The organism is Enterococcus sp. DIV2453a, from assembly GCF_050533535.1.
Lineage (GTDB): Bacteria > Bacillota > Bacilli > Lactobacillales > Enterococcaceae > Enterococcus > Enterococcus faecalis.
The window spans coordinates 1883347-1897537 of sequence record NZ_CP172899.1 but is presented as its reverse complement, the minus strand read 5'-3'; the positions used below and the strand labels follow the sequence as shown (position 1 = coordinate 1897537).

Below are 14191 nucleotides of genomic sequence, written 5' to 3'. Positions count from 1 at the left end.
AAGAATTGCTGTAGCTTGCAATCTTTCTAGTCTCTTCGATTATCTAGAATCAATAAATATTCTATTGCCTACTATTCATTCTTTTTAAAACAAGGTAAAATAATAAATGAAAGTAAACGATAAAGGTGTGTAGACAATGAATACTATCTTAACAGGTGATCGTCCAACTGGTAAATTGCACCTAGGACATTACGTAGGTTCCTTAAAAAAACGAGTAGAAATGCAAGCAGACCCTACAAATCAATTATTTGTCATGATTGCAGATTTACAAGCATTGACAGATAATGCAAAAAATCCCGAAAAAGTTTCAGCCAATGTTTTAGAAGTTGCTTTGGACTATTTAGCAGTTGGTTTAGACCCTACGAAAACAACAATTTTTATCCAATCGCAAATTCCACAGTTAGCTGAATTAACAATGTACTATCTAAATTTAGTGACCACGTCACGTGTACGTCGGAATCCAACGGTCAAAGCAGAAATTGAGCAAAAAAAATTTGGGGAAGGTGTTCCGACAGGATTCTTTATTTATCCCGTTTCACAAGCTGCTGATATTACTGCCTTTCAAGCGAACTTAGTCCCAGTTGGGGAAGACCAAAAACCAATGTTGGAACAAGCGCAAGAAATTGTGCATAGTTTTAATCAGACGTACGGTGAAGTTTTAGTTAGACCGGAAGCTGTGTTACCACCAAAAGGCATGGGACGCTTGCCAGGAATTGATGGCAACGGAAAAATGAGTAAGTCTTTAGGCAATGGTATTTATCTTTCAGATCCAGCTGAAGTGGTACAGAAAAAAGTAATGAGTATGTATACCGATCCAAATCATATTCGTATAGAGGACCCAGGACAAGTTGAAGGAAATATGGTCTTTACTTACTTGGATGTCTTTGGGAAAGAGAAAGAATATATTGAAGAATTAAAAGAGCACTATCGTCATGGCGGTTTAGGAGATGTGAAAATTAAACGTTACTTAATTGATGTCCTAGAAGAAGAACTCGCACCGATTCGTCGACGTCGTGAAGAGCTGGCTAAAAATCCAGAAGCGATTATGGAAATGTTGCATAAAGGAAGTCTTGCTGCTGAAAAAGTGGCAGCACAAACCTTAACAGAAGTCAAAAAAGCGATGGGAATTCAATATTTCTAAGCAATAAAAGAACTGGAACAAGTCAAAAGAAGAATGACTTGTTCCAGTTCTTTTTAAGTGGTTTGAAATTGACTATTATATAAGCTGGCGTAAAGAGTCGGAGCTTGTAATAGTTCCTGATGCGTTCCTTTTTCAATAATATCGCCATTTTTCATCACTAAAATTAAATCAGCATTTTCAATCGTAGATAATCGATGAGCGATAACGAAGCTTGTTCGATTTTCTGTGACAGTTTCCATCGCTTTTTGAATATGGGCTTCTGTTCGTGTGTCCACACTCGAAGTTGCTTCATCGAGAATAACAACGGGCGGATTTGCTAAAATGATTCGGGCGATGGTTAATAACTGTTGTTGCCCTTGTGATAATGCACCATTTTCGCTAGAAATAATTGTGTCATATCCTTGAGGAAGGGTCCGAATAAAATGATCACATTGAGCAATTTTAGCTGCTTCAATTATTTCTTCACGAGAAGCATCTTTTTTTCCATAGGCAATATTATCTGCTACGGTTCCTTCAAATAGCCAAGTGTTTTGTAAAACCATGCCAAATAAATTTCTTAGATTTTGTCGAGAAAGTTTCGTAATATCAATCCCATCAAAAGTAATGGCGCCTTGATTTATTTCATAGAAACGCATTAATAAGTTAACTAATGTTGTTTTACCAGCGCCGGTGGGTCCCACAATGGCCACTGTTTTTTTCGGTTGAACAGAAAAATCAACATTTTTCATTAAAATTTTTTCTGGTGTGTAGCCAAATTGAACATTTTTAAATTCAATGGCTCCTTTAGGAGAAGAAATAGTTTCTAAATGAGTTGCTTCTGGCTGTTCATCAGCTTCATCTAAGATAACAAAAATCCGATCAATGGAAGCCATCGCTGCTTGAATTGAGTTAATGACATAAGAAGCGGTAGAAATCGGCTCAGAAATTTGGTTGATATATTGCAAATATGCTTGCAAGAAACCAATCGTAATACCACCAGATAAAACGAGCATTGCGCCGAAGATAGCACTAATAATAAAAGCCAACTGATTGATAAAACGAATAGCTGGATAAATCGCAAAATTTAGAAACTGTGCTTTTTTAAAGGCACGATAATGTTGTTGATTAACAGCATCAATTGTTTTTTCAGCATTTTGCTGTTGATTAAAGGTTTTTGTGACCAAATTTCCTGCTAAATATTCTTCCATCTTATTATTTAATTGACCTAATTCAGCTTGACTTTGATCAGCAAACACCTTGTTTTTATTCGCGATTTTTGTCGTCATGAAAGTACTGCCGCCAATTAGGAGCAACACTAAAATGGTTAATTTTGCATCAATATAGAACAACATGATTCCTGCAAAAAGGATAGTCACGACGGAAGTGAAAAATTGGTTGATGCCTGTTAAAAGAACTTGTGACAATTGGTTTAAGCCAGTTGTTGAACGACTAATGATATCGCCCACTTGGTGATTGTCAAAGAAGGCCATTGGTAAAGTTTTAAACTTTTTTGTCACTTCTTTTCTAATTCTTAAAGTAACCCGTTCGCTTAAAGAAGCCATTGCTCGTTCCTGAATAAAAGAAGTGATACTACTAATGATTGAAAAGAGAATTAAAAGTAAGACGGGACCTAAGAGTGCTTCTTCAACTAAAGGAAGTGTCATGCCTTTGAGCCCGACACGCTTGATAGCTTCTAAGAGGTTATCAATCCCGATTGCCATAATATAGGTCATGGCAACAATTAATAAGTTTCCAATTAAACTGCAGATCATTAGACCATAAAAGATTGGATGCTCAGGTTTAATCATTTTCCAGAAACGTTTAAAGCTTTGAAGATTCATTGTTTTTTTCATTGTATGGCTTGAAAAGAAAACTTTCTTTCAAGCAGTCACATCCTTTCTTTAGTTACTTGGGTAAGATACCTTGCGATTTAGCAAAGTCTTGGTAATAGCTATTAGTGGTAAGTAAATCAGCGTGGGTGCCTTGACCAACAATCCTTCCTTCATCTAGGACGATAATATTGTCAGCGTTCATGATTGTACTTAACCGTTGAGCAACAATGAGTAAAGTTTTGTCCGACATTTGTGCATGTAAAGCGGCACGTAGAGCGGCGTCAGTTTTGTAATCTAATGCGGAAAAGCTATCATCGAAAATATAAACGTCTGCCGGTTTGATTAAGGCTCGTGCAATACACATTCTTTGTTTTTGACCACCAGAATAGTTGGACCCGCCTTGTGCTACGAAACTTTCAATCCCTTGTGGTAAGGAATCGATAAATTCAGAAGATTGTGAAATTTCTAGTGCCGTTCTTATTTCTTCTGTAGTTGCTTTGGCATTTCCCATTAATAAGTTTGATAAGATTGTCCCACTGAAAAGAAAGGCTTTTTGTGGCACATAACTGATGACTTGGCGAATCGTTTGCTGAGATAATGAGCGGATATCTGTGCCAGAATAGCTAATCGTGCCGGCTGTGACCTCATTTATTCGTAAAAGTAACTTAACTAAAGTACTTTTACCAGCGCCAGTTGCCCCAACAATCGCCGTTGTTTTTCCTTTAGGGATGACAAAACTAACATTTTCTAAAACAGGATCAGCTGTTTCTGTGTATTGAAACGTGACGTGATCGAAGCAAATCAAGGCTTTCTCAGGATGATAAGCAATGGTTGCTTCAGTATGAGGATCGCTAATTTCAATTTCTTCTGACAAAACTTCTTGCAAGCGATTCAAGGAAGCAACGGACCGTGGAATGACAACTAATACCATAGCCGCAATCATTAAGTAGGCCAAAGTTAGAAGCGTATATTCAATCACAGCTGTAACGGTGCCAATTTGTAGGGTGCCTACTGCAACTAAATTACCGCCAAACCACAAAATAGAGGCGTACACAACGCCCATTAATAAAAAGGCAACGGGAGTAATCCAAGCAAAGATTTGATTCACTTTACTCATGCGTTCAGCATAATTTTTAAATGTTTGATTGGTTCGCTGCTCTTCAAAGTCTTGATTATTGAACGCACGAATCATATTAATTCCAGTAAAGAACTCTCGTAAAGTCGTAGTAATTCGATCCATTTTTGGTTGAATTTTTAAAGATAAAGGGGTACCTTTTTTCATTAAAAAATAAACAACGACTAAGTAAAATACGATGGAAGCCAATGTTACCCAAGCGAGTGAAACTGAATAAGAAAATGTCATCACTAAGGCAAATAAACTAATAATAGGCGCTGGAAAGATTAATTGGCAAAACAGCACAATCATTGTTTGAACATTGTCTACATCGTTGGTCATTCTAGTTAGCAAAGAATTTGAACCAAATTTATCAACATTTTTCATCGAGAATTGTTGAAATTTTTTAAAGAACAATCCTCTAACTTGAAAACCAAACTTAGCAGCTACTAAAGCAGACAAATAGCTAGAAATAATTGCGGCAATTGTTCCAATGAATGCCACAAGAAACATTTGTATGCCAATCGTTTTAATTACTTGTTGGTCACCGCTAACGATGCCCACATCAATCAACTTGCCAACTAATTTAGGGACGCCAAGGGTTCCTGCGATTTGCAAACAGATGGTTAAAGTTGTCGCAAGAACAATCCATTTATTTTCTTTAATAAACTCTTTCATTAATTTCATGAAATTTCCTCCTTAAACAATACCGTTTTAGCTGTTACAAAGAGTCATTGTACACGTTCAAGTAACTTGAATGTCAACAGTAGAAATGCTAAACTTTTTGATGGAGGGAACAGTATGGAAAAAAATTACACAATAAAAGATGTTTCTGAGTTGTTAAATATCCCTAAGTCCACGATTCGTTATTGGGACGAGCAAGGGTTGATTAGTACAACACGCAATGAAGAAAACGGATATCGAACCTTTGATTTAGAAGATTTGTTCAAAATATATGATATTGATTTTTATCGAAAAATGGGGATTCCTATCAAAGATATGTTGAATTTATATAAAAAGACTCCTACCGATCTCTATGCCACCATGGAAGCAACAGAAGAACAACTGGGGCAAGAAATAAAAAGGCTTCAGCATAAATACAAAGAAATCAAGAAAAGAAAATTACATTTACATGCGTTAATTGATTTAGAAACATTGGTTTTTTCAGATGAACCAATTCCTTTTGATAAAATTGTTGTTGTTGATATTGAGGATCCAGAAGAGATGAAAGTTTACATGGAACACATTTCAACTTTAGGTATTTACGGGGATTTAAGTGAATCCAATGAATTGACGTATGGGATTTGTTTGGCAAATCATGTGAATAAAAAAAGTTTAGACAAAGTGATTTGGCTCAAAGAACCAAGTAGCCAATACAAAGGCTTTATTTTAAAAGTCAATACACAAGATACCCGTTTGAATAATATCGAAGAAGTAAAAAAGCGTTTAGCAAAACAAGGATTTGAAACAGGCATCGTTGTCGGGGAGCATATCTTGACACAACTAGAAGAGGAAAATCAATATATTGAATATTATTATGGTTGGATTGAAATTTTAGGGGAAAAGTAAAACAATTAAAAAAAGGAACTAGCAATAGCAAATGTAGCTAAGCTAGTTTCTTTTTTTGGTAAATGTAATGAAAATTACATGAAAAAAGTTTTAGTTTTTAAAACAATTTAGAACGAATGTTATTAAAGGGAAAACAATAAAAAAATTACTCTTAAAGCTAGAACTTACCTATATTTGTATTTTTTTAGGGAAAGTCAATATATTTGCTTCATATAAAACGTGTTATTTAATTCGCTATTTTTTGTTGAAATATCGGGTTTTTTTTCTTTTTTTAGCTAATATAATGTGTTACTTTTTGATTATAAGGAGAAACGGAAAATCGTACGTTAAAAAAAGTTGTTGTAGCTAAATAAAGAAAGAATTGAAGGTTGAAAAGTATTTTATGGAGGTGGATATTGAGAAACAATTAGTAATTGTAAAAGTTGTTTGAAGATGATTTGTTTAAGTAAATGAAAAGAACGAAGGAGAATGTAAATGAATAGAGCAGTTAAAAATTTTGTGAGTTACCTTATGATTACCATGCTGTTTATTTTAAATTTGTTACCAATGATGAACGCATTTGCTCAAGAAGTAACAAGTGATGCTGAGAATACTGTTGAAAAAGACGGGCTCAAAGTAATAGGGAAAATAGAAGATACATCGTCTCAAGAAGATATTAAAACGGTCACTTACGAAGTAACAAATACACGAGATGTACCAATCAAAAATCTCATTTTAAAACAAAAAAATAACAATGATAGTCCAATCAAATTTGTATTAGATACTTTAAGCGAAGAGCGAGGACCTACGTCTTTAGAAGAACAAGCAAAGGTTGAAACAAATGAGAAAGATCGAACAACCGATATTAAACTGCTTAACCTTCAACCAAATTCGACAAGAAAGATTACCATAAATGGGCAAATAACTACAAAAGCGTCGAGCAAGTTATTGGTCAGCGTACTAATAGAAGATAATGAAAAAGGGACACTAGTAATTGATTTACCTAGTAAAGATATGCTAGCAGATAAAGAGTTTGTTTCGAAGGAAAAACAGGAAACTTCAGAAACAAAAGTAGAAAATCAGGCAAGCGAAACAGCCTCTTCTACAAATGAAATGACCGCAACTACTAGTAACGAAACAAAGCCTGAAGCAGGAAAGGCGACAGAAAGTATTCAAGAGACTGCACTAACGCAGGCTACCGAAAGTCCTGAGCAACCTCCATTAAAGGCGCAACCTACTGGTCCGTTAGTGCCACCAACACCTGGTCGGGGGTTTAATACACCGATTTATCAAAGCGTTCATAAAGGAGAACTTTTTTCAACGGGAAATACCAACTTAAAAATTGCGAATGAAAGTACGGCGGCTGCGCAAACATTTTTAAACACACGAGGAGCAAGTAGTGGTTATGCAATTAACAATTTTCCTTTAGAATTTGCAGATGTTGACAATGATCCAAATACGTATAACTCTAGTCGGGCTTATATTGATTTAAATGGTGCAAAAGAGATTGCTTGGGCGGGCTTATTTTGGAGTGCATCTAGATATAAAGGCCCTGCTTACGGAACAAATCTTTCTGATGAAGAAATTAGTGCACCAGTTCAATTTACAACACCAAATGGAACCGTACAGCGCGTTTCGCCCCAAAGGTACCATCGTATCGATCAAGATGCAACAAATCCAGGACAACGTTTCGGATACAATAATACTGGATTTTCTAATTATGCAGATGTAACTTCAATTTTACAAGGGGATAAAAGTGCGACAGGAAGTTATACGTTAGCAGATATTCCTATGACAAGTAGTTTAAATGGTCAATATCAATATTATAACTTTAGTGGTTGGAGTTTGTTTGTTGTTACAAAGGATCAGGCAAGTAAGTCAAGAGCTTTTAGTATTTACTATGGAGCACGTGGCAATGCTGCTGGAACTAATAATGAATTTACTATGAGCAACTTTTTAACAGCAAAACAAGGAAATCTTGATCCAATTGTGACCTGGTTTACTGTTCAAGGAGATAAATACTGGACTGGAGACAACGCACAAATTAAAAATAGCGCAGGAACTTGGGTAAATATTTCGAACACGCTCAATCCAGTTAATAATGCTATGAACGCAACTGTGACAGATAACGATGAACATATGGTAGATAAGTATCCAGGAAAATTTGCGCCGGATCATCCTAATTTTTTAGATATTGATATCGATCGTATGGCAATTCCCGAAGGTGTTTTAAATGCTGGACAAAACCAAATTAATTTTAGAACAACAAGTAGTGGTGACGATTATTCTACGAATGCGATTGGTTTTGCTGTAAACGCAGAAACACCTGAATTTGAAATTAAGAAAGAAATTGTGGAACCAAAAGAAACTTACAAAGTTGGTGAAACAATCACGTATCGTGTCTCACTAAAAAATACAAAAGCTGATTCAGAAGCGATAAATTCAGTCTCGAAGGATGCACTAGATGGTCGCTTAAATTATTTGCCAGGCTCTTTAAAAATTATTAGTGGACCAAATTCTGGTGAAAAAACGGATGCTTCAGGCGATGATCAAGCTGAATATGATGAAACCAATAAACAAATTATAGTCCGTGTCGGCAATGGTGCAACTGCTACACAAGGAGGTAGCTACAAAGCTGATACAGCTGAAACAATTTACGAATTTAAAGCGCAGATAAATGAACGAGCAAAAGCAAATGAATTAGTGCCTAATAGCGCAACCGTTGAGGCAGTAGATATTTTAACATCTGCAAAAGTCAACGAAACTTCTAATATAGTAGAAGCAAAAATTGCGGACGAACAGGTAACTGGCAAATTAACCGCAACAAAAACCGTTAATAACGCCAAACCAAAACTAGGGGAAGAAATCGAATACACCATCAGCTTCCGCAACACTATCGAAAACGGCATCCTAAACAAAGTAGTTATCACAGACCAACTACCCAAAGGACTAACGTATGTCAAAGATAGCCTAACAAGTGTTGGTGATGAACCAAAACCAACCAGCTTGAAAGAAACCAACGGCATAATCACGGCGGAATACCCAAGTATCACTGATACAAAAGAGCGGATTATTCGTTTCAAAGTGATCGTTAACGAAGAAGCCAAAGCGGGCGAAACAATTCTCAACAAAGCCAAAGTAGATGACACAGTTAATCCGCCCGAAGAACCAGAGGTGCCCATTACGCCCGAAGAACCAATCACACCTCAAGTAAAAGAAGGCAAATTAACCGCAACAAAAACTGTTAATAACGCTAAACCAAAACTAGGGGAAGAAATCGAGTACACAATCAGTTTCCGCAACACCATCGAAAACGGCGTCCTAAACAAAGTAGTTATCACAGACCAACTACCAAAAGGACTAACGTATGTCAAAGATAGCCTAACAAGTGTCGGTGATGAACCAAAACCTACCAGCTTGAAAGAAGCCAACGGCACAATCACAGCGGAATACCCAAGTATCACCGATACAAAAGAGCGAAGTATTCGTTTTAAAGTGATCGTTAACGAAGAAGCGAAAGCGGGCGCAACAATTCTCAACAAAGCCAAAGTAGATGACACAGTTAATCCACCAGAAGAACCAGAGGTGCCCATTACACCCGAAGAACCAATCACACCTCGAACAAAAGAAGGCAAATTAACCGCTACAAAAACCGTTAATAACGCCAAACCAAAACTAGGCGAAACTATCGAATACACCATCAGCTTCCGCAACACTGTCGAAAACGGCGTCCTAAACAAAGTAGTTATCACAGACCAACTACCCAAAGGACTGACATATGTCAAAGATAGCCTAACAAGTGTCGGTGATGAACCAAAGCCAACCAGCTTGAAAGAAGCTAACGGCACAATCACAGCGGAATACCCAAGTATCACCGATACGAAAGAACGGAGTATTCGTTTCAAAGTGATCGTTAACGAAAAAGCCAAAGCAGGCGAAACAATTCTCAACAAAGCCAAAGTAGATGACACAGTCAATCCACCAGAAGAACCAAAGGTGCCCATTACACCCGAAGAACCAATCACACCTCGAATAAAAGAAGGCAAACTAACCGCAACAAAAACCGTTAATAACGCTAAACCAAAACTAGGCGAAACTATCGAGTACACCATTAGCTTCCGCAACACTGTCGAAAACGGCGTCCTAAACAAAGTAGTTATCACAGACCAACTACCCAAAGGACTAACGTATGTCAAAGATAGCCTAACAAGTGTTGGTGATGAACCAAAACCAACCAGCTTGAAAGAAGCTAACGGCACAATCACAGCGGAATACCCAAGTATCACCGATATGAAAGAACGGAGTATTCGTTTTAAAGTGATCGTTAATGAAGAAGCCAAGGCAGGCGAAATAATTCTCAACAAAGCCAAAGTAGATGACACAGTTAATCCACCCGAAGAACCAGAAGTGCCCATTACGCCTGAAGAACCAGCGAAAAATAAAAAGGAAACAAAAAAAGTTGTTACAGACCAGAACAAACCTACAAAAAATAGTAAAAATGAAATTGCCATAAACAAGAAAGAAACGTCTAAATCATCCTATTTACCAAAAACAGGAGAAAAAGTCCAAAAAATATTTGCGTATCTGGGTGTAGGACTGATCTTAATTGTATTAATTCTCTATGTTATAAAGAGAAACAAAGAAAAAGAGGAGTAAACAAAATCGATTGTTTTAGAACGACTAATTAGCTGAAAATTTAAGAGTTGGCAACATAAGTCAAAATGACCTATGTCGCCAACTCTTTTTGATTTATAACAAGAAACCCAACATATTGTGTGTGCATAAAGTCAAATAGAAAAATAGTAGTGAAATAGCTAGTAATAATAAAGAACCAGCTTGCATTAAAACTGCAAAAAAATAAACTACAATTAAACGAATTGCTCTAGTGTTTTTACGGATAAAATTCAAAAATAGTCCTCCTCAAAAATAATTAGAGGATAACCTTTGTGAAACTATCAAGTTCTCAGGTTTTATAAAACAAATACACACTAGCAAAATCGCTTTATGAGTGAGGCTTATCCAATTATTTTTAAGGTTCTTAAACAGTTGTAAAAAAAATATCAGATAAACGTTTTCACAAAGAACGGTCAATTCGGCAAATTTTTACCTTAAATGACACAAAATCTATAATTTGTTTCTCAAATCCTATAATTTGTTCCTTAAAAAGATATTATGAAAACGCTATTATATTTATGAAAGGAGCGAAACGAATGAAGAAGAAAAACGGGTTTTTTCAAAATGTATGGCGTTATAAGGCCTTAATCCTTATGGCGTTACCAGGATTTATCTGGTTTATATTTTTCTTCTATATACCAGTCTTAGCCAATGTGGTCGCATTTAAAGATTTTCATATTTCACCAGATGGTTTCTTAGCTAGTCTAAGAGAAAGTCCTTGGGTTGGTTTTGAAAACTTTAAATTTTTATTTGCGTCAAAAGATGCTTGGTTAATTACTAGAAACACCATTTTGTACAATGTCGTCTTTTTAGCCTTTAACTTATTCTTTGCGATTGCTTTTGCTATTATTATGAGTGAATTAAGAAATCGTCGCTTGGTTAAAGTTTATCACACGATGTCATTGCTACCATATTTCTTATCTTGGATGGTTATTAACTATTTTGTTTATGCCTTTTTAAGTCCAGATAAAGGGATTTTGAATCAATGGATTACTGGTAATGGCGGCACAATGATTAACTGGTATGCAGATCCACGTTGGTGGCCAGTAATTTTTGTCTTCCTAAATGTTTGGAAGAGTCTAGGCTACAACAGTATTATCTACTATGCTTCTGTGATGGGGATTGATCCGACATACTATGAAGCAGCGATGGTAGATGGTGCCAACAAATGGCAACAAATAAAAAATGTTACGATTCCACAAATTTTACCAATGATGTCTGTTTTATTAATTTTAAACATCGGCGGTATCTTCAGAGCAGACTTTGGTTTGTTCTACATCGTACCAAGAAATTCAGGTGCGCTTTACAACGTGACAAGTGTGTTAGATACCTATATTTACAATGGCTTAACGGCTACTGGTGATGTAGGCATGACGGCAGCTGCAGCGTTATATCAATCTGTCGTTGGGGCATGTTTATTATTAATTGCGAATTTAGTTGTTCGTCGAATTGAACCAGATTCAGCACTATTTTAGGAGGAAGGATTATGAAAAAGAAAAAAGTCACTAGCGTTAACGTTCGATCCTTCAACCCGACAGCGAATTTGATTTTCAATATTGTCATTGCTATTTTTGCTATTTCCTGTGTGGTTCCGTTTTTCTTTGTTATTATGATTTCATTGACAAGTGAAGGATCATTAGCAGCAAACGGCTATCGGTTTTGGCCAAAAGAATTTTCATTGGAGGCCTATCGTTACATTTTCCAAGGGGCAATGAGTCAACGCATTATTCATGCCTTAGGGGTAACGGTCTTCATTACGGTGACAGGGACGATTGTCAATGCAACAATGACGTCATTATATGCCTATGTCATTTCTCGTTCCAACTTTCCGTTTAAAAAATTCTTTACATTGTTTGCTTTAATTACAATGTTATTTTCACCAGGGATGGTTGCGAACTATTTAGTAATGACAAACTTATTGCAATTGAAAGATACAATTTGGGCGTTAATTTTGCCTTTAGCTTTAGGACCATTTAATATTTTAGTGATGCGAACGTTTTTCAAGAAAACCGTGCCTGACAGTATTATTGAATCAGCACGTATTGATGGCGCAAGTGAAATGCGCATTTTTGTCAGCATTGTGTTACCGCTAGCCGTTCCAGGGATTGCCACAATTAGTTTGTTTGCGGCTTTGGGTTATTGGAACGATTGGTTCAATGCGTTACTTTACATTCAAAAAGATACCTTGGTACCATTACAGTATTTATTGATGAAAATTCAAAACAACTTAGAGTTCTTATCAAGAAGTACGGATATGGGTGCAGCAGCACAAGAAGGGTTAGGCGTTCTACCAAGTGAATCGGCTCGAATGGCGATTGTTGTCTTATCTACGTTACCAATTGCGTTAACTTACCCATTCTTCCAAAAATATTTCGTGGGTGGTTTAACAATCGGCGGCGTGAAAGAATAAAATTGTACAGGAGGAAATAAGGAATGAAAAAATGGCAAAAAGGATTAGCCGTAGCTGGCGCAGCAGCTTTAGCTGTAGGATTAAGCGCGTGCGGTAAATCTTCAAAAGATGCAGCGTCAAAAGGTGATGATAGTACACCAACGTTATTAATGTATCGTGTTGGGGACAAACCAGATAATTATGACCAATTAATCGATAATGCGAATAAGATTATCGAGAAAAAAATTGGGGCAAAATTAAAAATGGAATTTGTTGGTTGGGGCGATTGGGACCAAAAAATGTCAACAATCGTTGCTTCTGGTGAAAGCTATGATATTTCATTAGCACAAAATTATGCAACGAATGCACAAAAAGGCGCCTATGCTGATTTAACTGATTTAGCACCTAAATATGCCAAAGAAGCCTATGATCAATTGCCAGATAACTATATTAAAGGAAATACGATCAATGGAAAACTGTATGCGTTCCCAATTTTAGGTAACTCTTACGGTCAACAAGTTTTAACTTTTAATAAAGAATATGTCGATAAATACAATTTAGATATTAGTAAAGTCGATGGTAGTTATGAAAGTGCAACGGAAGTTCTAAAAGAATTCCATAAAAAAGAACCAAATATTGCTGCTTTTGCTATCGGCCAAACATTCTTTGCAACAGGTAATTATGACTTCCCTATTGGTAACCAATATCCATTTGCAGTGAAAACAACTGATACTGGCTCACCAAAAATTATTAACCAATATGCCGACAAAGACATGATTAATAACTTAAAAGTCTTACATCAATGGTATAAAGATGGCTTGATTCCAACAGATGCTGCTACAAGTACAACACCATATGACTTAAATACCAATACTTGGTTCATGCGTCAAGAAACACAAGGACCTATGGATTATGGTGATACAATCTTAACACAAGCTGCTGGCAAACCACTTGTTTCTCGTCCACTAACAGAACCATTAAAAACAACAGCACAAGCGCAAATGGCTAACTATGTTGTTGCAAATACGTCTAAAAACAAAGAAAAATCTGTTGAATTGTTAGGTTTATTAAACAGCAATCCAGAATTGTTAAACGGACTTGTTTATGGTGAAGAAGGCAAACAATATGAAAAAGTTGGCGATGATCGCGTGAAATTATTGAAAGATTACACACCAACAACTCATTTGAGTGCTTGGAACACAGGAAACAACTTAATCATTTGGCCAGAAGAATCTGTCACTGAAGAAATGGTTAAAGAACGTGATAAGAGCATCGAAGAAGCAAAAGATTCACCAATTCTTGGTTTTACTTTTGTAAATGATAAAGTGAAAACTGAAATCACTAACGTTGCTACAGTTATGAATCGTTACGCAGCAAGCTTAAATACAGGAACTGTTGATCCAGAAGAAACACTTCCAAAATTAATGGATGACCTAAAAACAGCTGGCTGGGATAAAGTTCAAAAAGAAATGCAAACACAATTAGACGAATATATCCAATCTCAAAAATAATCA

The 14191-nt window shown here is 36.2% G+C and carries 8 protein-coding genes; 6 read left to right on the top strand and 2 right to left on the bottom strand.

Annotation, left to right across the window (positions count from 1 at the left end; genetic code table 11):
• The first annotated feature begins 136 nt into the window (after positions 1-136).
• Entirely contained in the window at positions 137-1141 is a 1005-nt protein-coding gene (gene trpS / locus IGK03_RS09320; protein WP_002356846.1) for a tryptophan--tRNA ligase, read from the top strand.
• 53 nt (positions 1142-1194) lie between these two features.
• On the opposite strand, the gene IGK03_RS09315 is transcribed toward trpS, so the two are convergent.
• Together IGK03_RS09315 and IGK03_RS09310 are read right to left on the bottom strand one after the other, a co-directional pair.
• Complete coding sequence (locus tag IGK03_RS09315; RefSeq protein ID WP_010729996.1) at positions 1195-2973, bottom strand: ABC transporter ATP-binding protein; 1779 nt, start codon at positions 2971-2973, stop codon at positions 1195-1197.
• Between the two features lie 52 nt (positions 2974-3025).
• Positions 3026-4753 carry an ABC transporter ATP-binding protein gene (locus IGK03_RS09310; RefSeq protein ID WP_002359874.1) on the bottom strand — a complete coding sequence of 576 codons (1728 nt, stop codon included), beginning with the start codon at positions 4751-4753 and terminating at the stop codon, positions 3026-3028.
• A 66-nt stretch (positions 4754-4819) separates the two neighbouring features.
• Here IGK03_RS09310 and IGK03_RS09305 point away from each other — a divergent pair, with 66 nt between their 5' ends.
• The 5 genes from IGK03_RS09305 (at position 4820) to IGK03_RS09285 (ending at position 14188) form a co-directional block, all read left to right on the top strand.
• The gene (locus tag IGK03_RS09305) at positions 4820-5635 is read left to right on the top strand and encodes a MerR family transcriptional regulator (RefSeq protein WP_002395516.1); all 816 of its coding nucleotides are present in this window, start codon (positions 4820-4822) and stop codon (positions 5633-5635) included.
• A gap of 474 nt (positions 5636-6109) precedes the next feature.
• On the top strand, positions 6110-10270 hold the full coding sequence (locus IGK03_RS09300; RefSeq protein WP_202334871.1) for an isopeptide-forming domain-containing fimbrial protein: 4161 nt from the start codon (positions 6110-6112) through the stop codon (positions 10268-10270).
• 536 nt (positions 10271-10806) lie between these two features.
• Positions 10807-11763, top strand: a complete 957-nt coding sequence (locus IGK03_RS09295) for an ABC transporter permease (RefSeq protein ID WP_002356852.1) — start codon at positions 10807-10809, stop codon at positions 11761-11763.
• Positions 11764-11774: 11 nt separating this feature from the next.
• Positions 11775-12698 carry a carbohydrate ABC transporter permease gene (locus tag IGK03_RS09290; RefSeq protein ID WP_002359877.1) on the top strand — a complete coding sequence of 308 codons (924 nt, stop codon included), beginning with the start codon at positions 11775-11777 and terminating at the stop codon, positions 12696-12698.
• 23 nt (positions 12699-12721) lie between these two features.
• Positions 12722-14188 carry an ABC transporter substrate-binding protein gene (locus IGK03_RS09285; protein WP_002370392.1) on the top strand — a complete coding sequence of 489 codons (1467 nt, stop codon included), beginning with the start codon at positions 12722-12724 and terminating at the stop codon, positions 14186-14188.
• Positions 14189-14191 lie beyond the last annotated feature (3 nt).